The organism is Allostigmatella hybrida, assembly GCF_020103775.1.
In the GTDB taxonomy this organism is placed as follows: domain Bacteria; phylum Myxococcota; class Myxococcia; order Myxococcales; family Myxococcaceae; genus Hyalangium; species Hyalangium aurantiaca.
Genome location: NZ_JAHXBH010000044.1, coordinates 21,716 through 46,987, shown reverse-complemented (window position 1 = coordinate 46,987; position 25,272 = coordinate 21,716). Strand labels below are relative to the sequence as shown.

The following is a 25,272-nucleotide window of genomic DNA, read 5'->3' as shown; positions in this document are numbered from 1 at the left end:
CTCATGGGTAGGCAACCCCATCATGTCTTCGCCTACCCGTCGAGTAGGTTCTCTCGGTTACCCCAACAGACTCCTAGACGCAGGGACTCCTCGGCCTGCGCCAACGCGGCACGCCAGTCCTGGCGCTGACAGGCCAGCTCCGCCAGGGCCAGCGCGGACGCCCCTCGCCACGCCTGATTCCAGGCCGCCTTGCGGAAAGCCTCCTCCGCGTCGCGCCGCAGCGCGAGGGCGGTGCCCTCCCTGGCCTCCCAGGCGCGCAGGCGCAGGCACCGGCCCAGTTGGTAGTGGGCCTCCCCCTCGGAAGGGTTGGGATTGCGCGCGGTGAGCCGTGCCACGGCGGCCCGCAGATGCTTTTCGGCCTCGGCCAGCTCGCCCCGCCGCAAGTGCCAGCGGCCCAGCGCCGTGTGACAGCGGGAGTCCCCGGGATCGCGCCGGAGCGCCTCGCGCCAGTAGGCCTCCGGCGCGCGCGTGGCATGCCGGTACTGCTCCAGGTGCAGGCCAGTCAGGTACAGCTCGTCCGCGCTCTCTATATGGGTGGGAAGGGGCGGCTCCGTGGCGGCCCCGGGCAGAGGGCCCTGGGAGGGCGCGGGCGGGGTGTAGCGCACCAGCTCCCGGCCCTCCTTCGTCCGGACGGAGACCGTGAGCGTCTCCCTCCGAATCCCCGGGGGCAGTGCCGCCGTGGCGGTGAAGGGCTGAGCCGGTCCCAGCTCCCGCGTCCACCGCTTCAGCACGCGCCCCTGGGCCTCCAGCCGGATCTGCACGCCGGACCGTGGCGCCGGGGCCGCTACCCCGACCTTCACGTCCGTTCCCTGGACCGACAGATGGACGGCGGCATCGAGGTTGGCCTGCTGGACCGGGCCCACCTCGCGGATCGGGTACCAGTACTGGCTCCAGGTCTTGGTCTCCCCGGGCTGAAGGAAGGAGAAGTCAGGCTGGTTGTCGGTGAAGACCCCCGCCATCAGCTCGATGTACGGGGCATATTCTCCATTCGCATCCGGATCCGTGAGCAACCGGTCCCACGCATAGCCAAACGCGTGGTTGCCCCAGGTCCACTGCTTCTTCCCGGGCGCGATGTGGTGGTCCGCCACGTGAACGATGCCCGCGCGGGCCCGGTGGTCATAGCCTCCGAAGAAGTCCTCCTTCGTCCCCATGCACATGTACGAGGTGGGCACGGGGATGTTGGCGTACCAGGACAGGTCATCCGGAGAGGGCGGCGTGAAGCCATCGGCGGCATCGGGCGGGTAGCGCTGGGGCCGCTCCTGCGCGGGAACCCCCTTCCGCGCCCGCGCCGCGTAGTCCACGCCGTAGTAGTGGCCCGAGGCGCGCGGGTAGGTGCTCATGGCCCGCTTGGCATGGTCGGCCACGGAGGACACGTCCGGCGGGAAGAAGGACTGGTAGCGCTCGTGGACCCGGACGGCGACGTTCGCCCACCAGAGGAACGTCTGGACATCGGCGGTGCGGTTGTAGACGCGCACCCGGAGCTCGAGCACCGCGCTGCCAGGCCGGAGCCGCACGCCGTGCATGCCCTTCATGCGGGCCATCGGGTCGTGCTCCGACATCCAGACGGTGATGGCGCCGTCCGGCTCCTGCTCCACGTGGACGTCGGCCGGCATGAACGTGGAGGGGCGGTGGTGCTGGGGCCAGTTGAACTCGATGCCGCCGCTGATCCACGGGCCCGCCAGCCCCACGAGCGCCGGCTTGATGACCGGCTGGTAGTAGATGATGTCGAAGCCGTGCGTCTTGTCGACGGCCCGGTGGATGCGCCCACCCAGCTGGGGCAGCAGCATGAGCTGCAGGAACTCGTTCTCCAGGAACACCGCCTCCCACGGGCGCGGAACGGGCTCCTCGGCGATCCGGTCGATGAACGGCAGCGGATAGATGCGGCCGCTGGAGCCCTGGTAGACGCGCTTCTCCAGGAACATCGGATTGCGGTCAGGCGCTTGGGGCGCGTAGGTGGGCAGCTCGACGGTGGCGCGGCGGACGGAGACAGGGCTCATGGCGGGCAAGGGAGCGCATCGTAGGAGATGGGCCCCCCCACGCGGCCGGAAGAAAAGACCGCTTGAAGCCCTGGATTCTGCCGGTTACGAGCAGGCCATGCCGTCCCATTCCTGTGAGCCTTTGCCTCCGCTGGAGCAGTTCCTGAACCATCGGCTTCCGGTCTGGGTGGGACGGTATGGCGGGGCGACCGCCAAAGCCGCTCCGCGCAAGCTCACCAATACGCATTCCTATGCGGTCATCGTGCTCCTCACCCGGGGACACTCCCACGTGCGGCACACGGGCGAGCTGGTGCTCCGGGCGGGGGATGTGCACCTCATTCCTCCGGGAGATCCGCACGGCCATGCGCACTTCCGGGATGCCCAGGGCTGGGCCCTCGCCTTCCACCCCGAGGCCTTTCCTTCCGAGGAGGGGTGGGGCCAAGAGCGGGGCCTGAAGCTGGGCCCGCTGCTGCGGGTCCGCGAGGGATGCCACCCGGTCTTGAGGCCTTCCCTTCCCCAACGCCGGCGCCTGGAGCGGTGGATGCGGCTCATCGAGCAGGAGCTGCTCCAGGGCGACCGGGGCCACGAGGAGGCCTGCGCGGCGCTCTTGCGGCTGGTGCTCGTCGAGCTGGAGCGGATCGCCACCCCGGCCGCCGTCCCCGAGCCGTCCAGCTTGAGCCTCGTGCGCCAGGCGCTCACCTATATCGAAGCGCACTGCCTCCAGCCGCTGTCGCTCGCGAGCGTGGCGCGGGCGCTGGGGCGCTCGGGCCCCCACGTGGCCAGCACCGTGCGGCAGGGCACGGGGCGCACGGTGGGCGAGTGGATCCTCGAATACCGCATGGCCGAGGCCCGGCGGCGGCTCCGGGGCACGGACGAGCGGGTGGACATCATCGCCGAGCGGGTGGGCTACGCGGACGTGACGCACTTCATCCGCCTGTTCCGGCGCCTGCACGGCCTCACTCCGGCGGCCTGGCGGCGCAACGCCACCGCCGGGTATACCCTGCCCTCATGAAGCCTTGGGAGGTCCTCGCGCGCGCGCCCGTGCCCGGCGGCAAGGGTGAATTCGTGCTGCACCACCGGGATGGCGAGTTCGTCATCCGGGTGAACGGCCTGGAGCTCATGTCCTCGCGCATCCACGGCTCCGAGGAGGAGCTGGCGCGGCGCGGCTGCGAGGGCCTGCGCGCCACGCCCGGTGCCCGCGTCCTCGTGGGAGGCCTGGGGCTGGGCTACACGCTGCGGGCCACGCTGGATGTCCTGGGCGAGGACGCGCAGGTGGTCGTCGCCGAGCTGGCCCCAGCCATCGTCGAGTGGAACCAGGGCCCCCTGGCGCCCCTGGCCGGCGAGCCCTTGAAGGACGGGCGCGTGCGCGTGGAGACCGCGGACGTGAAGCGGGTGATGCGCGGCGGCGGGCCGTGGGATGCCATCCTGCTCGATGTGGACAATGGCCCCTCGGGGCTGACGCAGCCCTCCAACGCGGGCCTCTATGACAGCGCGGGGCTCGCCACGGCCCACGCGGCCCTGAAGCCCGGCGGGGTGCTGGCCGTGTGGAGCGCGAGCCCCGATGAGCGCTTCACCCGCAGGCTCGAACAGACGGGCTTCACGGCCGAACTGCATTCGAGCCGTGCCGGCAAGGGCCGGGGCACGCGCCACACGCTGTTTCTGGCCCGGCGGCGCCGGGCGAAGCGTCAGGGCAGCGCGCTGTAGTCCAGCTCCGCGCCCTGCGCGCCGGGAACCCGGTGCACCCCGCGCTTGCGCAGGTGGGCGTCCAAGCGAGGGAAGAGCTCGAGCAGGGTGTCCGAGCGCACGGCGGCGGGCAGCTCGCGCTCCTCGGACACCAGCGCGGCCACGCTGCCCACGGCATCCATCGCCCCGTGGCTGCCCGCCGTGCCCGTCTCGTTCAGGCTGCTGATGGGCGCCTTGAAGCCCACCGACATGAACTCGGGCCGGAAGGACACCACCGCGTCGGCGGGGAACTTCACGCTGATGGGCTCGAACGCCGTCCGCGCCCGGAAGAAGAAGTCCGGGTAGGTGCGGTCCACGCTCAGGGCGAAGAGGGCCTCGTCGCTGAACACCCCATGGCGCGCGCCCGGGGCGAAGGACACGGGCAGGTCCAGCGCCTCCCAGTCCCCCTCGGCCGGGAGCCAGTATTGGTCCGTGGCGGCCTCGTAGCCAAAGCTCATCGCAAGCGCGCCCTCCCGCCAGACATTCACCCAGACGAGCCCTTCGGGGTAATCCGGCGCGGGAGGCTGTCCCCGCGCGAAGACGAGGTCCGCCGCGGCACAGGTGGACGCCAGGCGCGACACCTCGTCCAGCTTCTCCGGACGGGCATGCATCGAGACATAGGTGGTGCGGGTGTGGAGGATGGTCACCGCCGCAGGGCCCGGCTCCCGGTCCGCGTCCTTGAGCGAGTCCACGGACACCACGCCCGCCGCCTCGAGCTGGTCCCGGAAGTCCACGACGTTCGCGATGGGCTTCTTCACGCCATCCATCCCATGGTCTCCAAAGAGGGTGAAGACGAAGGTGCGCTCGGGGTGGTTGCGCTTGAACTCATCGATGCGCTGGCCCAAGGACACGAGCGCCTCCACCACGTCCGCCTCGGAGCGGATGTGCCCGATGACGTCCGCCTCCAGCACGTAGGCGGAGAAGTCCGACTGGGTCTCGCTGCGCCCGGCCAGCGCCACGAAGAGGTTGTCGAGCCCCCGGTAATAGCCATACACCGGCCGGTCGTAGCTCCAGAGCGCATCGAGGTAGGCCGTCGCGTGGTAGTCGAACGCGTCGTAATACGACGGCGTCAGGGCGTAGTCCGGCACCATGAAGGAGACGCCCTCCAGGGGCGGCACCAGGTGCACGAGCATTCCTCCCAGGGCCTTGTTGTAGACCTTGTCCTTGAGGGGATCGTAATGGCCGTACTCGTACCCCGCGAAGCGCTCCGCATGGAGGATGCGCGACCAGCTCGCATCGCTGGTGGCCGGAAACATCGGGATGAAGCGCGCGAGGTTCCAGTCTTGGAAGGCGCCCCGCTCCCGCGCCTGCACCACCGCGCGGTGGCCCAGCCCATCCAGGCCCAGGTACACGTGCACCACGGGGTTCCGGTCCGGGTCGCCCCGGGCGGGAATGCTGTTCATCAGCGCGTAGTGCTCCCAGTCGCAGGAAGCGGCGGGGGCGGCGAGCAGCCCCAGGGCCAGCACGAACAGAAGGCGCCTCACAGGTACACCCCCAGCGCCAGCAGCGGGCTGCCCTGACGGCCGTCCTTCATGAAGCGGTAGAAGTAGCCCAGCTTCAGCTCGAACCAGCTCCGCCGGTAGCGGTAGGAGCCGCCCAGGCTGAAGAAGTCATGGTTCCAGTACCCCACCTCGCCCAGGTGCAAGGACACCGAGTGGTGCTGGAGCGCGAGCACCTCGGCCACCCCGGTGGTGCCCAGCACGGCGCGGTTCTCGAAGGGCCCCGGGTCGAACATGCTCATCACCGTGGCGGTGCCGTGCAGGTAGAGCCAGGGCGTGAGGGCATACGAGGCCGTGGCCCCGATGGGGATGACGGTGAGCGTGGAGTCGCTCGTGTCCACGCGGGAGACGTAGTTGCTGGAGACGAAGGCCTCCCCCGCCCCGGGCAGGAACACCAGCACCTCCGCGTGGGCCGCCACCGAGAGCCGCTCCTCGGACAGCAGCCGCACCTTCGCGTGGCCATTGAGGGTCCGGAAGACGAAGAACAGCGGATGGACGCCCACCTGCGCCACGTCGAAGAGGCCCAGCTCCGCCTGGCTGGAGCCCAGGTACAGCCCCCGGTGCCGCAGCAGGAAGCCGGTGTTCTCCCAGAGCGGGTAGAGCGAGGTGAGCGCCGGAGTGGGCTCCGGAGTGGGTTCCGGGGGCGTCTGGGCTTGAGCCCTTCCCCCGGAGACGAGGCACAGCAGCAGGAACAGGAGACGGGCGAAAGACATCACAATCGCCCATCCAACCGTGCGCGCCCCGGCGTTGCAATGGCGCTCAGCGCCCCCGCGCCCGAAGTCTGGCTACAGCGCGGGCCGGGCCCCCCGGAGGAACGCGGCGAGCTTCTCGTAGGCCTCGGCCAGCGCCGGAATGGGCGCGCTCTCGTTGGCCTGGTGGGCCTGGGCCGTCTCCCCGGGGCCGTAGTTCACCGCGTCCACGCCCCACTCCCCGAACCGGGCCACATCCGTCCAGGCCTGCTTCGAGGCCGCGGGCAGTCCCGTCAGCGCCAGGAGCTGGCGGTACAGGGCGTTGTCCGCGCACACGCGCCCGCTGGGCGACAGGTCCGTGAAGCTCACCTCCGCCCGCCCCGCCACCAGCGCCATCACGTCTTCCTGCGCTTGGACGACGGAGCGGCCCGGGGCGAAGCGGTAGTTGAGGTTCAGCTCCAGCGAGTCCGGCACCACGTTGCGCGCGCGGCCCCCGCTCGCCATCGTCACGCTCATCACCTCGTAGAAGGGGAAGCCGGCGTGCATCACCTCCACGCGCTGGCGCCCGAGCAGCTCCGTGAGCAGGGGCCCCGCCTTGTGAATGGCGTTCTCGCCCTGCCACGGCCGCGCCGAGTGCGCGTTGCGCCCCGTGAACTTCAGCGTGGCGTGCAGCGTTCCCACGCACCCCACCTGCACCAGCCCGTCCGTGGGCTCCATGGCGATGCCGAAGCGGATCTTCCGCAGCGCCGGGTACGCGTCGAACAGCGGGCCCAGCCCGCTCTCCACATAGGGCCCCTCCTCGCGCTCATAGAGGATGAGCCCGAGATTCACCGGCAGCTCGCGCAGGGGCAGGTCCTCCGCCAGCGCCATCATCACCGCCAGGCCGCCCTTCATGTCCGAGGCGCCCAGCCCGAACACCCGCTCGCCCTCGAGCCGCGCCTCCTTGTTGCTCGGGTGCCCGGGCACGGTGTCCAGGTGCCCTACCAGCGCGACCGTGGGCCGTGGGTCCTCCAGGCGCCCGACGTACAGCGAGTGCCCTACCCGGAACACCTCGTCGCGGGGGAAGCGCTCCAGCGCCCACCGTTCCACGTGGTCCGCGAGGGGCCCCTCTTCTCCGATGGGGCTGGCGATACGGCACAGCGAGAGCGTGGACTGGGCAAGACGCGCGGCAAGCTGGGACATGGCAATCCCGCACCCTAGCGCACCCCACTCCGGGAAGCCGCTGTTCTCCCTCACCCCCCGTGGGTCAACTTCCCCCAGGCTCCCCCAGCTCCTCGTCGAAGCTCGCCACCCCCTCCAGCAGGGTGGCCGCCGTGCAGGGAGGCCCTTCCAGCGCGGTGAAGCTGTGGGCGCTGCCCTCTTCCCGCTCCAGCACCTCGCCCGGCCAGAACTCGCGTCCCGAATTCTCGCGGATGCCGCCTTCCAGAAAAAAATTCCACTCCCGCCCCAGATGGGTGTGCTGGGGAAATCGAGCCCCGGGCTGCATCCGCACGAAGGCCGCCAGCATCCCCGCCTTCGCCGGTCCAGTCTCCACCGGCAGCATCCGGATGCCCCGGGTGGGCCCCGGCACCCATGCCTCGGGGGTGTCCAAGGACGTCAGCAGGCGCAGGGCCTCTTCTTCTGAAACATCGAAGAACGTGGCGATCTCCTTCGCGAAGCGGCGGAAGCGCCCGGGCCCTTCCATCTCGTGAAGGATGCGGTCCAGAACGCCCGGGGGTGGGTCCACCGGTACCGTCAGGGTGTCCAATCCCTCCAAGGCCGCGGAGAGCCGGCTGGCTTCCGCGCGGCAGCGCTCGCACGTGGACAGGTGCTGCTCGGCGGCCCGCTGCTCGGCGGCAGGCAGGGCGCAAAGCAGCAGGTCAGGAAGAATGTCGTCAAGGTGGTTCATCGGGTCACGTCCAGGCGTTCCCCTCTGTACGGATGGTGTTTCGTCGTGGATTTCCCTGAGTCACACCGCCACCGCGAAGTCGCGCAGCGCGGCGTTGAGGCTGGTCTTCTGATCCGTGCTCTTCGTCCGTTGACCAATGATGAGCGCACAAGGAACACCATACTTCCCCGAGGGAAACTGTTTCTCTCGCATTCCTGGGATGACCACGCTTCGCGCGGGCACGCGGCCTTTGTGAATGCGCTCCTCGGGGCCGGTGACGTCAATGATTTGCGTGGAGGCGGTGAGCACCACGTTGGCGCCCAGCACGGCCTCCTCCTCCACCACCACGCCCTCGACGACGATGCAACGGCTGCCAATGAAAGCGCCGTCCTCGATGATGACGGGCGAGGCGGTGGGCGGCTCGAGCACGCCGCCCAGCCCGACGCCGCCGGACAGGTGCACGTTGCGGCCCACCTGCGCGCAGCTGCCCACCGTGGCCCAGGTGTCCACCATGGTGCCCGCACCCACGCGGGCGCCAATGTTCACGTAGCCGGGCATCACCACGGCGCCCTTCTCCACGAAGGCGCCATAGCGCACCACGCCCGGAGGCACCACGCGCACGCCCGCGGCCTCCAGCCCCTTCTTCAGGGGGACCTTGTCGTGGAACTCGAAGGGCCCCACCTCCATCACCTGCATCTGCGACACGGCGAAGTACAGGAGGATGGCCTCCTTCACCCAGGCGTTGACGCGCCAGCCCTCGGGGCCCTTCTCCGCCACGCGCAGCGTGCCCGCATCCAGCAGGGCCAGCGTCTCACGCACGGCGGCGGCATACGCCTCTTCCTTCAGCCTCGTCCGGTCGGCGAATGCCTCGGACACCTTCTGGGACAGTGCTTCCATGGAGGACATGGGCCCTTATGAAGCACAAATCCGTCCCGTCCGCCGCATTCCTGGGCGGCTCAGGCGGGCGCCTGTCCCGTGGCGGGAGGCTCGGCGAGCGGGTGGATGTGGGTGACCACCTCAGGGTGGGAAGCCTGTCCCGCGGGATGGATGGGCGCGGGCGGGCCACCGGCCACAATCACCCCCCGCCCCGTCACCCGGGTCACCCGGTCCAGGGGGACCTTGAACTCGCGGCGCGAGAAGCGCCAGGGCCGCACGTAGAGCGCCTCGCGGCCAATCACCCTCACCCGTCCCAGCCGCGAGCCATCCTCGGTCTGCACGCGCATGCCAGACTGGATGGAGCGCCGCTCCAACGGGGAATCGGTCCATGCCATGGGCTACCTCCTCTCCGAGAAAGGTGGGGAGGTCCGGGAGCACCGCATAGCCAGGAGCCTCCTCCCAGGCCCCTGGTTGGCCGGGTGCCTGGGAGGGGCGGAGCCTCACTCAGTGCAGGGGGGCGGGCTCGTTGTCCGCGGACTTACGGACCGGGAAGTCCGCCGCCGTTGGAGCCACGGGGGGCAGGGTGCGCTGCATGGACGGTAGCTTCTGGGGGTGCAGCCCGGTGATGAGCCGCACGTCCCGCCGCCGCGTGAGGTACGTGTACGCCCACTGCACCAGGACGACCGCCTTGTTGCGGAAGCCCACCAGGAAGGTCAGGTGGATGCCCAGCCACATGGACCAGGCCAGGAAGCCACGCATGCGGACCTTGTCGAAGAGCACGCCAATCGCCGAGCCCCGGCCGATGACGGCGAAGGAGCCCTTGTCCACGTAGTGGAACGGCTCCATGGACCGGCCTTCGAGCCGCAGGCGGATGTTCTTCGCCACGTGCTTGCCCATCTGCATGGCCGCCGGGGCGATGCCGGGCACGGGCTTGCCGTCCTGAAGGAGCGAGGCCAGGTCGCCAATCACGAAGACATCCTCGTGGCCGGGCACGTGGAGCGTGGGCTCGACCTTGACCCGGCCCGCCCTGTCCAGCGGCACCCCGAGCGTGCGGGCCAGCGGGGAGGCGGCCACGCCGGCGCCCCAGAGCACCGTGCGCGCCGCGATGCGGGTGTCTCCCACGCTCACGCCCATGTCATCCATGGCGGTGACCATCGTGCCGGTGCGCACCTCCACGCCCAGGTTCTCCAGGTCCCTGCGCGCGCGCTCGGACAGCTCCTCCGGATAGGTGTTGAGCACCCGGGGCAGCCCCTCCAGCAAGAGCACGCGGGCCTTGGAGACGTCGACGCGGCGGAACTCCTTGGGCAGCGAGTGCCGGGTCATGTACGCCAGCGCCCCGGCCAGCTCCACGCCCGTGGGGCCCGCGCCCACGATGACGAAGGTGAGCCACTCGCGCTGGCGCGCGGGATCCGGCTCCCGCTCCGCCGCCTCCAGCGCCACCAGGATGCGCTCGCGGATGTTGCGCGCATCGTCGATGGTCTTGAGGCCCGGGGCGAACTGGCTCCACTCCGGGTGGCCAAAGTACGAGTGCGTGGCGCCCGCGGCGAGCACCAGCGTGTCATACGCAATCTCTCCGCCCCCGCACACGAGCACCTTGCGCTGCAGGTCCACCGACTGTGCCTCGGCGAGCAGCACGGTGGTGTTCTGGCCCTTGAGCACGGAGCGGATGGGCGTGGCGATCTCCCCCGGGCTGAGCACGGCGGTCGCCACCTGGTAGAGCAGGGGCTGGAACAGGTGGTGGTTGTACCGGTCCACGACCGTCACATCCACGGGCGCTTTCTTCAGCTTCTGCGCGGCCTGCAACCCGCCGAAACCGGCGCCCACGATGACGACTCGATGCCTTTTCGGGGTGTTTTCCATGCCGGAAAAGGTGGGGCGTCCGATCGGGCCAAGCCAGCCTCCTCGCGCTTTTCTTCCGCCCGCTCCTGGCGCACGGCTGCCTGCCCTCGGAGCAAGCAGCCTTGGGGGGGTCCTGTGACAGGAAAAGTCATGATGTTTCAGGGTTTTGTAACGGGGCACGTTACACGTGCGAGCCGACGGCCCCCTGCCGCCCTGCTGGGGTGCCTTCCCGGACGCACTGGCCCATGCGGTGCACATGCAGCGCCAGAGCCATTCCCCGGAGGAGTTCCCCCATGACGTCATCACCGAAGCGTCCCCAGGCCCTGAAGTGGGCCTGCGCTGGAGTCCTTGCCCTGTCCCTGCAACTGGGCTGCGGGGGCCCCGAGGAGGAGCCCTCCCCGTCCCCCACCGTGGCGCACCAGGAACAGGCCGCGGAGGAGGCCAAGCCCGCGCTGCGCGTCGAGTCGCTGGAGGCCATCGGCCTCGACAACGAGCTCTCCGCCAACACCCGGAGCCTCCTCCGGGTCCGGCTCTCCAAGGGGCAAGAGGCGCTCTTCCGCGAGGTGCCCCTCTCCTCGGACACGGACAAGCCCATCGTCCTGCGCGATGAGGGCACCGAGGGCGACGAGAAGGCCGGGGACGGCATCTTCTCGGCCATTGGCTCCGTCGACTTCGACTCGCTGCGCAAGGAGCAGGATCGCATCGCCCGGTTCCAGGAGCAGGCCACGGAGCCGCTCACCTGGGCCACCTTCGACAACCGGGCCCTCGTGAGCGAGCGGGTGCTGCGCCCCCTCTCGCCGGAGCTCATCCGGCCGGGCATCCCCGTGCCCCTCAATCCCGTGGGCATCACGATCGCCGTGAAGCCGGCCGCCTCGCTCATCATCACCCACGGGGGCGTCGTCAACGACCCAACCCGCACCTACAACCCGTGCACGAACGCGGGCAACCCCGCCGGCCCGTGGACGTTCAACCACCTGATGACGCAGATGGCCAACGGCACCGTGCCGCCGGCCGTGTTCACCGAGCAGTGGCTGAAGCTGTGGACGGTGAACCAGAGCATCAACGGGTGGACCGTCCCGGCGCGCACCGGCATGCTGACGCAGATCCTCAACACCTGGCCCCGCGTGAACGGCCAGCTGGACATGACCAAGGCCCCCTTCAAGCTGGTGGCCATCGTCAACCGGTTGGACCTGGGCAAGGGCTCGGGCCCCGCGGGCTACGGGGGCGGGGGCCGCGGCGGCAACAATGGCGGTGAGCTGCGGTTCGTGTTCGCGGCGGTGAACCGGACCGGCACCTGCGCCGCGCAGCCCTTCCTCATCATCTTCGAGTACGGGGTGCCCAAGAGCGCCTGCTCCGAGGTGCGCACCTGGGCCCAGCAGTGGCTCAACCTCTCCAGCAGCGGCCTGGTGCTGGGCAGCGCGGCCTACAACGCGGCGCTCACGAACCTCACCCAGCAGGTGGTGGTGGCCAACGCGGCCCCCACGAAGCCCAACGGCAGCGCCATCAACCAGATCCGCACCAACGACTTCATGCTCGCCGGCCCCTGGGAGCTGCGGGAGTTCCGGTTCGACCCCGCCAGCGCCAACCCCAACCTCCTGAAGGAGGGCACCGTGGCGCTCACGCCGGGCGATGCGCTCAACAACTCTGCCACCCTGGCGAACTTCATCAACGGCAGCACGCCGGGCATCCTCTCCAACACCTACGCGGTGCCCACCACGTTCGCGTCCGCGCCCTTCCTGGGCGCCAACCCCAAGGTGCCCACCCCCGCCAGCACCTGGTGGAAGGCCCCGGGCATCTCCAACCAGGCCCGGCACAAGTTCTCCCTGAACACCTGCAACAGCTGTCACGGGCGGGAGACCCTCACGAACTTCACCCACATCGGCCAGAACGGTGGGCTCTCCGGCTTCCTGGCCGCGGGCATGAGCAACCCCAACACGCCCTTCAACGTGTCCGATCCGCTCGACGGCACCGTCCGGCCCTTCTTCGAGATCCGTGACCGCGCCCAGCACCTGGACAGCATGGCCAACCAGAGCTGCCTGGTGCGCGTGTTCGACTCGCCCCTGCTCTCGCCTCACTGAGTTCCCGGCCGGCAGGCCGCGGCGCCGGGGCACATCCCCATGGGGGTGTGCCCCGGTTTGGTTTACGGTGCCAGGCCATGCCGAGCTACCGAGACCGCGTCGCCGCCGCCTACGATGCCGAGCACTTCCGCCGCCAGGGACACCAGCTGGTGGATCAGCTCGCGGACTACCTGTCGCGGGCCACCCACGGGGACAACCTGCCCGTGCTGCCCTGGAGCCCCCCGGCGGAGCGCCTCACGCAGTTTCCGGGAGATTTCCCCGCGGAGCCCACCGGGGAGCTGTCCGGGCTGATGGAGCGTGTCCTCGCCACCTCCAACCACCTGCACCACCCGCGCTACATCGGCCACCAGGTGACGGCCCCGCTGCCGCTGGCGGCGCTGTGCGACTTCGTCTCCTCGCTGCTCAACAACGGCATGGCCGTGTACGAGATGGGGCCCTCCGCCACCGCCATGGAGCACTCGGTGCTGCGCTGGATGGCCGGCCAGCTCGGGCTGCCCAAGGGCAGCGGCGGCGTGCTCACCTCGGGGGGCTCGGCGGGCAACCTCACCGCGCTGCTGGCCGCGCGCCAGGCCCGCGCGGGCTACGACGCCTGGGGCGGGGGCTCCGCCGCGGGCCCCCCGCTCACGGTGCTCGTCCCGGAGACGGCCCACTACTGCATCGCCCGCTCCGTGAAGGTGATGGGCTGGGGCACGGAGGGCGTCACCCCCGTGTCCGTGGACGCCCGCTTCCGGCTGCGCCCCGAGGCCCTGGAGGAGGCCCGGACGCGCGCCCTGAAGGCCGGCCGCCGCCCCATCGCCGTGGTGGCCTGCGCTGGCTCCACCGCCACGGGCGCGTTTGATCCGCTGGAGGCCGTGGCGGACTTCTGCGAGCGCCAGGGGCTCTGGTTCCACGTGGATGGGGCCCATGGCGCCTCCGCCGTGGTCAGCCCCGAGGAGCGCCACCGGGTGAAGGGCATCGAGCGCGCGGACTCGGTGGTGTGGGACGCGCACAAGATGATGCTGATGCCCGCCCTCATCACCGCGGTGCTCTTCCGCGAGGGCACCCGCTCCTTCGAGGCCTTCGCCCAGGAGGCCAGCTACCTCTTCCACGGCCAGGACACGCGGCGCTGGAGCGACATCGGGCTGCGCACGCTGGAGTGCACCAAGGAGATGATGGCCCTCAAGCTCTACACGTGCCTGAGCCTGCTGGGCACCCGCTTCTTCTCGGACTACGTGGCGGCCACCTTCTCACTGGCCCGCCGCTTCGCCGCGATGCTCCAGGCCGCCCCGGACTTCGAGCTGGCGGTGGAGCCCGGGTGCAACATTGTCTGCTTCCGGCATACCCCTGCCGGCCTTCCCCCCTCCGAGTGGGATGCGCTCCAGACCCACCTGCGCGAGCGGCTCATCACCCGGGGGGACTTCTACCTGGTGCAGACCACCCTGCCCCGGGGTGTTCACCTCCGGACGACGCTCATCAACCCGCTGACCTCGGAGGCGGACCTGAATGCCCTGCTCGAAACACTGCGCCAGGCGGCGTGAACACACGGCGCGCGGGCACGTCGGCTGGGTATCTGGGAGACTGACACCATGAACCGGCTCCACCGCTTCCTCCTCCTCGCCGCCCTTGGGACCGGCGCCGCCGCCTGCCGCAGCGTGGGCCCCTCGGCGGTGCAGTTGCCGGAGACGCTCGACGAGCGCCTGGCGGACAGCGCCCGCACCTGTGTCACCCGCCTCAACCGGGACCGGGAGCGTGCCCAGAACGCCATGCTCACCTCGGACTTCCTGCTGCTGCTGGGCACCTCGGCCGGGGCGGCGGGCAGCCTGCTGGCGGCCTTCCTCACCAAGCCCATCGCCCGGCGCGCCTCCGCCGTGGTGGGCGCGGTGGGCGCGCTGACGGCCGCGGCCACCAAGACGCTCGATGACCCGGCGGACATCCTCACCGTGCGCGCCCGCGCCGAGCGCCACTGGGTGGTGGGCTACAAGGTGTTCACCCAGATGACGCTCGCCTCCAGCTCCCAGCCGCTGATGGCCTCGGCCACCGTGGTGGCCCTCACCGGGGAGTCCGCCAAGGCGGCCCTGAACCTCTCGGATCAACAGCGCCAGCGCGCCTTGGTGTACGTGCTGGACCGGTTCATCGACTGCACCGCCGCCCAGCCCCCGGAGTCCTTCGAGGAGCTGCCCTCCTCGGGCTTCTTCGCCATCGACGAGGGCGTGGCCAGCCGGCGCAAGAAGGCGCCCCCGGAGCGGCCGTCCACTCCCCCCCCGGAAGCACCCGCCACGGCACCGGAGGAGGGGCAGTCGGTCCTCATCTACGCGGAGCCCGAGACCGCGCCCGAAGGCACACCGGCGCCCCCCTCGCCGTAGCGGCGGAAAACTCCGCCTCTGGAGGCGAAATCGGGTATGGACGCGCGCCATGCTCGTCTCGCTCGTCATCCCGGTCTACAACGAACTGCCCACCCTGGCGGAGCTGCTGCGGCGCTGCATCGCGGTGGACTTCCCCAAGGAGCTGGTGCTCGTGGATGACTGCTCCCGGGACGGCAGCCGGGAGCTGCTCCAGGAGCTGGCCACGAAGGGCCTGGAGGTGCTGGGCGGCACCCCGCGCAACCGCAACGAGGTGCGCGTGCTCTTCCAGCCCCGCAACCAGGGCAAGGGCGCGGCCCTGCGGCGCGGCTTCTCCGAGGCCACCGGGGACATCGTCATCGTCCAGGACGCGGACCTGGAGTACGACCCGCGCGACATCCCCCGGGTCATCCAGCCCATCCTCGATGGCGAGGCGGACGTCGTCTACGGCAGCCGCTTCACCGGCACGCCGCGCCGGGTGCTCTACTTCTGGCACACGGTGATGAACAACCTGCTCACCACGCTCTCCAACATGTCCACGGGGCTGAACCTCACGGACATGGAGACCTGCTACAAGGCCTTCCGCGGCGAGGTGCTGCGCTCGATCCGGGTGCACGAGGAACGGTTCGGCTTCGAGCCCGAAGTCACCGCCAAAATCGCCCGTGGCCGCTGGCGCGTGTACGAGGTGCCCATCAGCTACCACGGCCGCACCTACGAGGAGGGCAAGAAGATTGGCTGGAAGGACGGCGTCCGCGCCCTCTACGTCATCGCCAAGTACACCGTGACGCGCTAGGCCGTTGCTGGCCGGCATTGCAGGCCCTGCTGTCCCAGGGGCCCCCCCGTGTAGGAGTGCCTGCCCCGCGCCGGGGCCTTACGTTCCCGGGGTGCTAGCCAGATTTCTTCTTTACGGGTGTGCGGGTTGGGTGATGGAGGTGTGCTTCACGGGGTTGAGCGCCGCGCTCTTCCGGAAGGACACACATGGGACGGCAAAGACGTACCTGTGGATGCACCCCATCTACGGGGCCACGGCGGTGGGGCTGGAGGTGCTCCACGACCGGCTGCGCTTCCTGCCCCGGCCGCTGAGGGCCCTGGCCTACACGGGCGTGATTTTCGGGGCGGAGTTCACCACGGGGTGGCTGCTGCGCCGGGCGCTTGGCCGCTGCCCGTGGGACTATGCGTGCTCTGGCTGGAGCGTGAAGGGGCTCATCCGGCTGGATTACTTTCCCTACTGGTACGGGGCGGCGCTGGCTTTCGAGCCCGTCCGGGAGGCCCTGCTGAGCATCACCAGCGAGGCCCTGCGGCAGACGCCCGAGTTCCGCCACGCTGTCGAGGAGGGGACGGTGTCCCCTACGGGGTTGCCCTGAGAGGGGCCCTTTGGCTGGTTGCTCACCGGCCTACATCCGGACAGGGCTCAGGCATTTCTTTCTGGTCCTGGCGCCGCGTAGTAGTAGCGTCACGCAGCGCGGCGATAATTCACCCCGGGGAAATTCAGCCGCACTCCCGAAAGTTTCCGCCCCCGTATGTTCGACTGGCTTCACACTCTCTTCTCGCGTGACCTCGCAATCGACCTGGGCACGGCGAACACGCTCATCTACATCCGCGGCCAGGGCATCGTGTCCAACGAGCCCTCCGTGGTGGCCGTGCAGCAGGACGCGCGGGGCGGCAAGAAGGTCCTTGCCGTGGGTAAGGAGGCCAAGGAGATGCTCGGGCGAACCCCGGGCAACATCGTGGCCATCCGTCCCATGAAGGACGGCGTCATCGCGGACTTCGAAATCACCGCCGCGATGCTGCGCTACTTCATCCAGAGCGCCCACAACCGCAAGACGCTCGTCAACCCGCGCATCATCATCGGCATCCCCTCGGGGATTACCGAGGTGGAGCGGCGCGCGGTGCGCGAGGCGGCAGCCAACGCGGGCGCCCGGGAGGTGTACCTCATCGAGCAGCCCATGGCGGCGGCCATCGGCGCCGGCCTGCCGGTGACGGAGCCCAGCGGCAACATGATTGTCGACATCGGCGGTGGCACCTCCGACGTGGCGGTCATCAGCCTCGCCGGCATCGTGTTCGCCAAGAGCGTGCGCATCGGCGGCGACAAGCTGGACGAGGCCATCATCCAGTACGTCAAGCGCAAGTACAACCTGCTCATCGGTGAGCGGACGGCCGAGGCCATCAAGATGGGCATCGGCACCGCGTACCCGACCGATGAGGTCATGACCATGGAGATCAAGGGCCGTGACCTGGTGGCCGGTGTGCCCCGCACGCTCACGGTGAGCAGCGACGAGGTGCGTGACGCGCTCGCCGAGCCCGTCAACGGCATCGTCGAGGCGGTGAAGCTGACGCTGGAGCGCACGCCGCCCGAGCTGGCTGGTGACATCGCTGACCGCGGCATCGTGCTCGCCGGCGGTGGCGCGCTCCTGAAGAACCTGGACACGCTGCTGCGCGAGGAGACGGGCCTGCCGGTGTTCCTGGCGGAGGACCCGCTGTCGGCGGTGGTGATTGGCGCGGGCAAGGCGCTGGAGTCCTTGGACATCCTGCGTCAGGTCTGCCAGCCGGGCTGACGCACCGCGCCGTTGATGGAACATCCCGGGGGGGCGCTATGGTGCCGCCCCATGGCCGTCAGCGTCTTCGACCTTTTCAAGATTGGCATCGGTCCCTCCAGCTCGCACACCGTGGGCCCCATGCGGGCCGCGCGGATGTTCGCGTCGAGCCTGCGCGAGGAAGGGAAGCTCGATCGCCTGGCGCGGCTGAAGGTCGAGCTGTTCGGCTCGCTGGGGGCCACCGGCAAGGGCCACGGCAGCGACAAGGCGGTGGTGCTCGGCCTGCTCGGGGAGACGCCCGAGGGCGTGGACGTGGAGGGCATCCCCGCACGGCTGGGCCAGTGGCGGGCCGCGGGGCGCATCGACGTCCTGGGCCAGCACCCGGTGGCCTTCCGCGAGGGAGAGCACCTGGTGCTGCACAAGCGCCGCTCCCTGCCCTTCCACCCCAATGGCATGCGCTTCTGGGCCGGGGACGCCGCCGGCGCGGAGCTCTCCACGCGGACCTACTACTCGGTGGGCGGCGGCTTCGTGGTGAACGAGGAGGCCGCGCCCGGCCAGTCCCCCGTGCGCGAGGACGAGACGCCGCAGCGCTTTGCCTTCCACTCCGCGGCCGCGCTGCTGGAGCACTGCGAGCGCGAGCGGCTGCCCATCAGCGGCGTGATGATGGAGAACGAGAAGGCCTGGCGCCCGGAGGCGGACATCCGCGCGGGGCTGCTGCGCATCTGGGGCGTGATGCAGGCCTGCGTGAAGCGGGGCTGTGAAACCCCGGGCATCCTGCCCGGAGGGCTCAAGGTGGAGCGCCGCGCCTCGAAGCTCTACCAGCGCCTCTTGAGCCGGCCCGAGGCGGGGCTCACCAACCCGCTGACCGTGCTCGACTGGGTGAACCTCTACGCCCTGGCGGTGAACGAGGAGAACGCCGCCGGGGGCCGCGTGGTGACGGCGCCCACCAACGGGGCCGCGGGCATCATCCCCGCCCTGCTGCACTATTACTGGCGCTTCGTGCCCGGCGCGGACGAGGCCGGCGTCGTCCGCTTCCTGCTCACCGCGGGCGCCATTGGCGTCCTCTATAAGGAGAATGCCTCCATCAGCGGCGCGGAGGTGGGCTGCCAGGGCGAGGTGGGCAGCGCATGCTCCATGGCCGCGGGCGCGCTCACCGAGGTGCTGGGAGGCTCGCCGCGCCAGGTGGAGAACGCGGCGGAGATCGCCATGGAGCACAACCTGGGGCTCACGTGTGACCCCATCGGCGGGCTGGTGCAGGTGCCGTGCATCGAGCGCAACGCCATGGCCTCGGTCAAAGCCATCAATGCCGCGCGCATGGCGCTCTCGGGCGACGGCACGCACTTCGTGAGCCTCGACAAAGTCATCAAAACCATGCGCGACACGGGGCGCGACATGAAAGACAAATACAAGGAGACGGCGCGCGGAGGGCTCGCGGTCAACGTGCTCGAGGTGTCCAACCTCAGCGTGGGCTTGCCGGAGTGCTGAGCAGTGGGTCCTGACAGGCTTGTCCTCCGTCCAAGAGCCAACGCACGGGCCCCCAGGAAGCCTCCTCCGCCACGCCCCGCCTGGCAGAACGCATTAGCGTGGTGGCCATGACTCTCCTGACCGTCGACAATCCGTACACGGGCGATGTGGCGTGCACGGTTCCCCTCGCGGACGAGGCCGCCGTCAACACCGTGCTCGACCAGGCCCGCGCCGCCGCCCGGACCGCGCGTACGGCCCCGCTGGCCGAGCGCAAGGCCTGGTGCGAGCGCATGGTGGCCGCCATGGAGGCCCAGGCGGACAGCATCGCCCGGGACATCAGCCGGATGATGGGCAAGCCGCTCGCCCAGGCACGCAACGAGGTGGGCGGCATGGCCGAGCGCGCCCGCTACATGATGTCCATCGCGGAGGCCTCGCTCGCGGACATCGTGCTGCCCAAGCCCGGCTTCGAGCGGCGCATCGTCAAGGAGCCCCTGGGCGTCGTCCTGGACCTGCCCGCGTGGAATTACCCACTGCTCACCGCGGTGAACGTGGTGGTGCCCGCGGTGCTGGCGGGCAATGCGGTGGTGGTGAAGCACTCGCCCCGCTCGCCCCTGTGCGGCGAGCACTTCGCCCGCGCCTTCTCCGAGGCCGGGGCGCCCGCGCACCTCGTGCAGGCCATGCACTGCGACCACCCCACCAGCGAGCGCATGGTGGGCGATGCCCGCGTGGACCATGTGGTGTTCACGGGCTCGGTGTACGGCGGGCAGCGGCTGGCCGAGGCAAGCGCCGGCCGCTTCCGCCACATGGGGCTGGAGCTGGGCGGCAACGACCCGGCCTACGTGGCGCCGGACTGTGACTTCGGCAAGACGGTGGAGAACGTGGTGGACGGGGCCCTCTACAACGCCGGCCAGAGCTGCTGCGCGGTGGAGCGCGTCTACGTGCACCGCTCGCTCTACGCCCGCTTCACCGAGGCGTGCGAGGCGCTCGTGCGAGGGTATGTGCTGGGCGACCCGATGAGCCCAAAGACGACCCTGGGCCCCATCGCCCAGCCCAACCACCCCTCCGAGCTGGAGCGCCTGGTGGAGGATGCCCGCGCCCGGGGAGCGCGCGTGGTGGCGGGCGGCAAGCGGACCCACGTGGACGGCAAGGGCCGGTTCTTCGAGGCCACGCTCCTCACGGACCTGGACGACTCGATGCGGCTGATGCAGCAGGAGTCCTTCGGGCCCCTGCTGCCCTTGTGCCCGGTGGACTCGGACGAGGAGGCCCTGGAGCGGATGAACCGCTCGGAGCTGGGCCTGACCGCGAGCGTCTGGACGCAGGACCGGGAGCGCGCCGCGCGCTTCGCCACCCAGCTGGAGTACGGCACGGTCTACATGAACCGCTGCGACTCGGTGGACCCGGCGCTGCCCTGGGTGGGCGTGAAGAACTCGGGGCGGGGCCACAGCCTGAGCGCGCTGGGCTTTGACCAGCTCACCCGCCCCAAATCCATCCACTTCCGGCTGTCCTTCTAATCCCTGGGCGGCCCTTGAGCCCTTTCGGGTGGACATGCTTGACTGCATGTCTGGGAACCCGGGGCCGCCATGTCAAACCCTTTCAATCACTCGAGTGTCGAGGTCCAGAGCGGTACGGCGCGGGCGCTGATCGATGCGCTGGGGCTCCTGTCTCAGGAGACGCGGCGCATCCTCGCCGAGCATGGCATCCCCTCCCTCGTGCAACAGGAGTGGTATCCCATCCAGACACTGCTCAAGTGCCTGAACGACATCCGGTCGCAGATGGGGCCCTACACCCTCCACTCCCTCGGCCGGCTCAGCGCCAAGCACATCGCCTTCCTGCCCACCGTGGGCTCTTTCCCGGCGGCGCTGGCCTCGCTCAACCAGGCCTACCAGATGCGGCACCGGGGGCAGGGAGACGTGGGCGGCTATCACTCCCAGCCCCAGAGCGGCCGCTCCGCGCGCGTCCGGTGCGACAACCCCTATCCCTGTGAGTTCGACCAGGGCCTGCTGGAGTCGCTCTTCGAGCGCTTTCCGCCCCAGGAGGCGTTCCGGCTGCGCTTCACGCACGCTCCCGAAGACTGCCGCAGCCAGGGCGCCCCGGCCTGCCTCTACCAACTCCACTGGTGAGGCACGCAATCGCCCGGCGCCCCGTCCGTAGAGCCCCTGCCGCCCTCCTCCTCCGTAGGGACCCCCCCACGGCCCACCGGCGCAGAGAGGTCTTCGAGTGAGCTTCCGGGTCGATGTGTGGGAGGGGGCGCGAATCGCGCTGTTCTCGCTCAAGTCCAACCGCCTGCGGACAGTGCTGACGACGGTGGGCATTGGCGTGGGCGTGTGCACGCTGCTGGCCATTCTCGGCATCATCCAGGGCATCAACCGCTCCTTCTCGGACCAGCTCTCCCACATCGGGGCCAATACCCTCCAGGTGTCCAAGTTCCCCTGGACCCTCCAGGGCGACTGGTGGGCGTACCGCAACCGCAAGGATTTGTCGGTGGACCTGGTGGAGGTGGTGCGCAACGGCTCCGAGCACGTGCTGGCCGCCGCGCCCGTCTTCTTCCAGCAGGGCGAGGGCCGTTTCCTGGAGCGGAGGATGGGCGCGTTGACGGTGGTGGGCACCACGCCCGACTACGCGGCCGTGTCCTCCTTCACCGTGAGCAGCGGCCGCTTCTTCACCGAGACGGACCTGGACGAGCGGGCGGCGGTGGCCGTCATCGGCGCGGAGCTGGTGCGCACGCTCTTCGCGGGCATCAACCCGCTGGGACACCGCTTCCTGCTGGAGGGCAAGTCCTACCGGGTGGTCGGCACGCTGGAGCCCAAGGGCATCATCCTGGGCGAGAACCAGGACCTGGTGGTGCTGGTGCCCTCGCGCACGTTCCTCGCACACTTCGGCAAGCGGCGCTCGCCCAACATCGCGGTGGCCGTGGACTCTCCCGACAACGTGCTCACGGTGCAGGACGAGCTCACCTCCGTGCTGCGGCGCGCGCGCAACACCCCGCCCGGCGTGCCCGATGACTTCGCCATCAACCGCCCCGAGCAGTTGGCCAACATCTACGCCCAGCTCACCGGCGCGCTCTACGGCGTGGCGATTGGCGTGGGCTTCATCACGATGCTGGTGGGCGGCATCGGCATCATGAACATCATGCTGGTGTCGGTGCGCGAGCGGACGCGGGAGATTGGCATCCGGCGGGCCATGGGCGCGCGCAAGCGCACCATCGTCCTGCAGTTCCTGATGGAGGCCTCGTGCGTGTCCGCCGTGGGCGGCACGCTGGGCACCGTGGCGGGGCTGGGGCTGGCGCGCACCGTGTCGTTCATCACGCCGCTGGCGGCGGCGGTGGAGCCCCTCACGGTGGTGTTCGGCGTGGGCTTCGCGGCGATGGTGGGGCTGCTGTTCGGCATCTGGCCGGCGGCGCGGGCGGCGAACCTGGATCCGGTGGAAGCGCTCCGCCATGAATGACGGGAGACGGCGGCCATGATGGCGGTATGGGACACGCTGAGGCTGGCGCTCGGGACGTTTCTCTCCAATCCCTTGCGCTCGTTCCTGACGCTGCTGGGCATCGTCATCGGCTCCACCACCGTGGTGGCGATGATGGGGCTCATCCAGGGGCTGCACAACCAGGTCACGGAGAACATGTCCGAGCTGGGCGCCAACTGCTTTCAGGTGCAGCGGCTGCCGTTCGGAGGAGACCTGCCCCTGGCGGAGCTGGCCCGGCGGCCCCGGCTCAACGAGAGGGACCTGGAGGCCATCCGGGCCCTGCCCTCGGTGCTACGGGCCGCGGCGGAGGACTCCCGGGGAGGCCAGAAGGTCTCCACGCCGCTGCGCGAATCGCGCCCCAATGTGTCCGTCTGGGCGGGAACCCCGGAGTACTTCCTGACGAACGCCGTCACGGTGGCCACGGGGCGGGCCTTCACGGAGACCGAGCACCTGGATGCCCGGCGCGTGGCGGTGATTGGCGCGGACCTGGCGAGCACGCTGTTCCCGGGGGGCGAGGCCGTGGGCCAGACGCTGCGCATCCAGGGGCGCGGCTTCCAGGTGGTGGGGGTGCTCAAGCGGCGCGGCAGCTTCATGGGCATGGGCAACCCGGACAACCAGGTGATGATGCCGCTGACGGTCTTCCGCCAGCTGTTCGGGGTGAGGGACTACCGGGTGAGCATCCAGGCGCAGTCCGCGGAGGTCATCCAGCGGGCGCAGGACGAGGTGTCCCTGCTCATGCGGCGGCGGCATGGGCTCAAGCCCACGCAGGAGGATGACTTCTTCGTGTTCTCCAACGAGAGCAGCACGGAGATGTTCAACAACATGTCCCAGGTCATCTCCGTGGCCAGCTTCGGCGTGTGCCTGCTGTCCCTGCTCGTGGGCGGCATCGGCATCCTCAACATCATGCTCGTGGCGGTGACGGAGCGGACGCGGGAGATCGGCATCCGCAAGGCGCTGGGGGCCCGGAAGCGGCGCATCCTGGCGCAGTTCGCCACCGAGGCGGTGGTGCTGTCGCTGGCCGGCGGCCTGCTGGGCGTGGGACTGGGCATCGGCCTGTCCCACCTGGCGCGCTGGGTGATGGACCTGCCCACCGAGGTGCCCACCTGGTCGGTGCTGCTGTCGCTGGCGATGAGCTGCGGGGTGGGCCTGGGCTTCGGCATCTACCCGGCCGCGCGCGCGGCGAAGCTGGATCCGGTGGAGGCCATGCGGACGGAGTAACCCCGCGCGTCAGGAGCCCGGAGCCGCCCGCCAGACACGGATTGCCCGCTGGACGCGTACTCCTTTGAATTGTCTTTTCAGAAATGCCTTTGCGGCGGTTTCCGATCTTTCGTCATTGACAGACACCCGGGGGCTGGCTTGCCGCCTGGCTTTGCCACGGTTTAGAATGGACCCCTCTCACGGAAGTGCGCAGAGGTGTCACGCATGCCGCTCCACCAGCCGTTTCCGGAAGCCGTGGGCACTTGGGATTGCACCAAGACCGTGCACGACAGCATGACGCTGCTCACGCTGAGGCGGGCGCTGGAGACAGCCCAGGCGAAAAACCCGTGCTACACGGGGGGACTCCTGCTCGGCGGCATCGCGCTGGGCTCGCTTCCCGCGTGGGACATGAACGGCTACGCCAACCCCCAGGAGACCCCGCAGGGAGCGCAGGAGTTCCTCCGCGGGGTAAGCTGGCCCGAGGAGTCCCGGGGAACGTGTCTCGAGCTCAAGACGTGCCGGGTGTCCAAGGTGTTCGAAGGGGCCCGGCTCGCCGTCGAGCTGGCGCTGGGCCAGAAGGCGTCCTCCGCCCCCCCGCGGTGCGAGGGCCTCCAGTTCTTCCTTCAGAGCTCCTGCACGTGGCAGTTCCAGACGCTCCTGAACACCCGTGATGTCCCCCGGCGCGCCGCGGGGATTCTGCTTCACCTGATCCAGGACTCCTTCTGCCACGGCCCCTTCTCGCCGCCGCCCGGGACGACCTTGCGGCAGAAGATGGAGCACACCCTGGGCGCCCTGCCCGCCATCGAGACGGGCGCCCGGCTACTTCAGATGATCGACATGTCCTCGCACACCAGCGCGATCATGCGGTTCCTGGAGCAGAATGTCTTCGCGCTGGCGAGCAGCCTTCCTCCGGCCCTTCCGCCGGCGGAGCGCTTTCAGCAGGCCGCGCGGCCCCTCCCGTAAGCCTCAACGTCCGGAGGCGTCCGGCTCGCAGGCGTACTCATACACATAGGAGGACGTCGTGGTCCCCATCTGGTCCTTCCGGGAGAGAATGCGTCCGTCCCCGGCATAGCTGTATTCGGAGAGGACCTGTGACTCGCTCCAGCCCGCGGACGTCCGGGCCCAGACCGTCTGGGCCGCCTGGAGCAACCGGCCGTCCTCACCATACTGGTAGCTCACCTGGAGCCGCTGGGTCTGGCTCTGGTTGGCGTAGGCCAGGAGTTCTCCGGACAGACCATAGGTCCACCGCGTCTCCCAGCTTCCGTCCCCGCTGGCATACCGGACCCTGCGGCCCTGGGAGAACTCCTGCACCCAGGACAGCTTCCCGCTCGATTCGCGGCGGCTCTCCTCCAGCGCGCCCGAGGCGCCGTAGCGCCGTGTCTCCTGCCACGCGTGCTCGGTCAGCTGGCCCTCCCGGTTCCGGGAGATGACTTCCGTGCGCGCGATGCGCCCCTGCGCGTCCAGTGGCGTGAGACGGGCGGTGGGCGTCGCAGCCGTCCGGAGAAAACGCGCAGAGCCGGGGGTCGGGCCGTGGGTCCACGATGGCCTCGGTGGGCGTCGCGCCCAGGTTGGCCGCCGGACACAGGGCCTCGGGTGAACCGGACGGAGCCTCTTCCTGGGGCAGCTCCGGGCCCTCGCCGGGAGCCGCCTCCTCGGCGGGAGGCCCTTGGACGGGAGGGGCCTCGTGCTCCTCTGGAGGAGCTGCACATCCCACCAGACCCAGGAACACCGCTACTCCGAAGGACACCCAC

The 25,272-nt window shown here is 69.9% G+C and carries 23 protein-coding genes; 14 read left to right on the top strand and 9 right to left on the bottom strand.

Annotated features, from left to right (window positions below):
* Positions 1-32: 32 nt before the first annotated feature.
* Positions 33-1,997, bottom strand: coding sequence for a DUF5107 domain-containing protein (locus KY661_RS35290; protein ID WP_225414376.1), 1,965 nt, complete (start codon positions 1,995-1,997; stop codon positions 33-35).
* Positions 1,998-2,094: 97 nt separating this feature from the next.
* Here KY661_RS35290 and KY661_RS35285 point away from each other — a divergent pair, with 97 nt between their 5' ends.
* On the top strand, positions 2,095-2,988 hold the full coding sequence (locus tag KY661_RS35285; protein ID WP_225414375.1) for an AraC family transcriptional regulator: 894 nt from the start codon (positions 2,095-2,097) through the stop codon (positions 2,986-2,988).
* Positions 2,985-3,680 (top strand): spermidine synthase, encoded by a 696-nt coding sequence (locus KY661_RS35280; protein WP_225414374.1) that lies wholly within the window; start codon positions 2,985-2,987, stop codon positions 3,678-3,680. The genes KY661_RS35285 and KY661_RS35280 overlap by 4 nt, the downstream gene beginning before the upstream one ends.
* Here KY661_RS35280 and KY661_RS35275 read toward each other — a convergent pair.
* From KY661_RS35275 to KY661_RS35245, 7 genes are all read right to left on the bottom strand, one after another.
* Positions 3,662-5,182 carry a hypothetical protein gene (locus KY661_RS35275; RefSeq protein ID WP_225414373.1) on the bottom strand — a complete coding sequence of 507 codons (1,521 nt, stop codon included), beginning with the start codon at positions 5,180-5,182 and terminating at the stop codon, positions 3,662-3,664. The genes KY661_RS35280 and KY661_RS35275 overlap by 19 nt on opposite strands.
* Entirely contained in the window at positions 5,179-5,910 is a 732-nt protein-coding gene (locus KY661_RS35270; protein ID WP_225414372.1) for a hypothetical protein, read from the bottom strand. The genes KY661_RS35275 and KY661_RS35270 overlap by 4 nt, the downstream gene beginning before the upstream one ends.
* A 72-nt stretch (positions 5,911-5,982) precedes the next feature.
* The gene (gene dapE, locus KY661_RS35265; protein WP_225414371.1) at positions 5,983-7,068 is read right to left on the bottom strand and encodes a succinyl-diaminopimelate desuccinylase; all 1,086 of its coding nucleotides are present in this window, start codon (positions 7,066-7,068) and stop codon (positions 5,983-5,985) included.
* Positions 7,069-7,132: 64 nt separating this feature from the next.
* Positions 7,133-7,774 carry a cupin domain-containing protein gene (locus KY661_RS35260; protein WP_225414370.1) on the bottom strand — a complete coding sequence of 214 codons (642 nt, stop codon included), beginning with the start codon at positions 7,772-7,774 and terminating at the stop codon, positions 7,133-7,135.
* 60 nt (positions 7,775-7,834) lie between these two features.
* A complete protein-coding gene (locus KY661_RS35255; protein WP_083423167.1) occupies positions 7,835-8,659 on the bottom strand; it encodes a 2,3,4,5-tetrahydropyridine-2,6-dicarboxylate N-succinyltransferase in 825 nt (274 codons plus the stop codon).
* Positions 8,660-8,709: 50 nt separating this feature from the next.
* Complete coding sequence (locus KY661_RS35250) at positions 8,710-9,024, bottom strand: PRC-barrel domain containing protein (protein WP_225414369.1); 315 nt, start codon at positions 9,022-9,024, stop codon at positions 8,710-8,712.
* 109 nt (positions 9,025-9,133) lie between these two features.
* Positions 9,134-10,489 carry an NAD(P)/FAD-dependent oxidoreductase gene (locus tag KY661_RS35245; protein WP_225414368.1) on the bottom strand — a complete coding sequence of 452 codons (1,356 nt, stop codon included), beginning with the start codon at positions 10,487-10,489 and terminating at the stop codon, positions 9,134-9,136.
* A 272-nt stretch (positions 10,490-10,761) separates the two neighbouring features.
* On the opposite strand from KY661_RS35245, the gene KY661_RS35240 reads away from it, so the two are divergent.
* The 12 genes from KY661_RS35240 (at position 10,762) to KY661_RS35185 (ending at position 24,484) form a co-directional block, all read left to right on the top strand.
* On the top strand, positions 10,762-12,546 hold the full coding sequence (locus KY661_RS35240; protein ID WP_225414367.1) for a hypothetical protein: 1,785 nt from the start codon (positions 10,762-10,764) through the stop codon (positions 12,544-12,546).
* Between the two features lie 77 nt (positions 12,547-12,623).
* The gene (locus KY661_RS35235; RefSeq protein WP_225414366.1) at positions 12,624-14,063 is read left to right on the top strand and encodes a pyridoxal phosphate-dependent decarboxylase family protein; all 1,440 of its coding nucleotides are present in this window, start codon (positions 12,624-12,626) and stop codon (positions 14,061-14,063) included.
* A gap of 48 nt (positions 14,064-14,111) precedes the next feature.
* Positions 14,112-14,888, top strand: coding sequence for a hypothetical protein (locus KY661_RS35230; protein WP_225414365.1), 777 nt, complete (start codon positions 14,112-14,114; stop codon positions 14,886-14,888).
* Positions 14,889-14,937: 49 nt separating this feature from the next.
* A complete protein-coding gene (locus KY661_RS35225) occupies positions 14,938-15,657 on the top strand; it encodes a glycosyltransferase family 2 protein (protein WP_225414364.1) in 720 nt (239 codons plus the stop codon).
* 91 nt (positions 15,658-15,748) lie between these two features.
* Positions 15,749-16,228 carry a putative ABC transporter permease gene (locus KY661_RS35220; RefSeq protein WP_143101398.1) on the top strand — a complete coding sequence of 160 codons (480 nt, stop codon included), beginning with the start codon at positions 15,749-15,751 and terminating at the stop codon, positions 16,226-16,228.
* A 156-nt stretch (positions 16,229-16,384) separates the two neighbouring features.
* Positions 16,385-17,419 carry a rod shape-determining protein gene (locus tag KY661_RS35215; protein ID WP_013374495.1) on the top strand — a complete coding sequence of 345 codons (1,035 nt, stop codon included), beginning with the start codon at positions 16,385-16,387 and terminating at the stop codon, positions 17,417-17,419.
* A gap of 51 nt (positions 17,420-17,470) precedes the next feature.
* Positions 17,471-18,883, top strand: a complete 1,413-nt coding sequence (locus KY661_RS35210) for an L-serine ammonia-lyase (RefSeq protein ID WP_225414363.1) — start codon at positions 17,471-17,473, stop codon at positions 18,881-18,883.
* Positions 18,884-18,990: 107 nt separating this feature from the next.
* Entirely contained in the window at positions 18,991-20,373 is a 1,383-nt protein-coding gene (locus KY661_RS35205; protein WP_225414362.1) for an aldehyde dehydrogenase family protein, read from the top strand.
* Positions 20,374-20,442: 69 nt separating this feature from the next.
* Positions 20,443-20,982 (top strand): hypothetical protein, encoded by a 540-nt coding sequence (locus tag KY661_RS35200; protein WP_225414361.1) that lies wholly within the window; start codon positions 20,443-20,445, stop codon positions 20,980-20,982.
* Between the two features lie 97 nt (positions 20,983-21,079).
* Complete coding sequence (locus KY661_RS35195; protein WP_225414360.1) at positions 21,080-22,306, top strand: ABC transporter permease; 1,227 nt, start codon at positions 21,080-21,082, stop codon at positions 22,304-22,306.
* A gap of 15 nt (positions 22,307-22,321) precedes the next feature.
* Complete coding sequence (locus tag KY661_RS35190; RefSeq protein ID WP_225414359.1) at positions 22,322-23,542, top strand: ABC transporter permease; 1,221 nt, start codon at positions 22,322-22,324, stop codon at positions 23,540-23,542.
* A gap of 204 nt (positions 23,543-23,746) precedes the next feature.
* Positions 23,747-24,484 (top strand): hypothetical protein, encoded by a 738-nt coding sequence (locus KY661_RS35185; protein ID WP_225414358.1) that lies wholly within the window; start codon positions 23,747-23,749, stop codon positions 24,482-24,484.
* A 3-nt stretch (positions 24,485-24,487) separates the two neighbouring features.
* On the opposite strand, the gene KY661_RS35180 is transcribed toward KY661_RS35185, so the two are convergent.
* Positions 24,488-24,832, bottom strand: coding sequence for a hypothetical protein (locus KY661_RS35180; protein WP_225414357.1), 345 nt, complete (start codon positions 24,830-24,832; stop codon positions 24,488-24,490).
* Between the last annotated feature and the right edge of the window lie 440 nt (positions 24,833-25,272).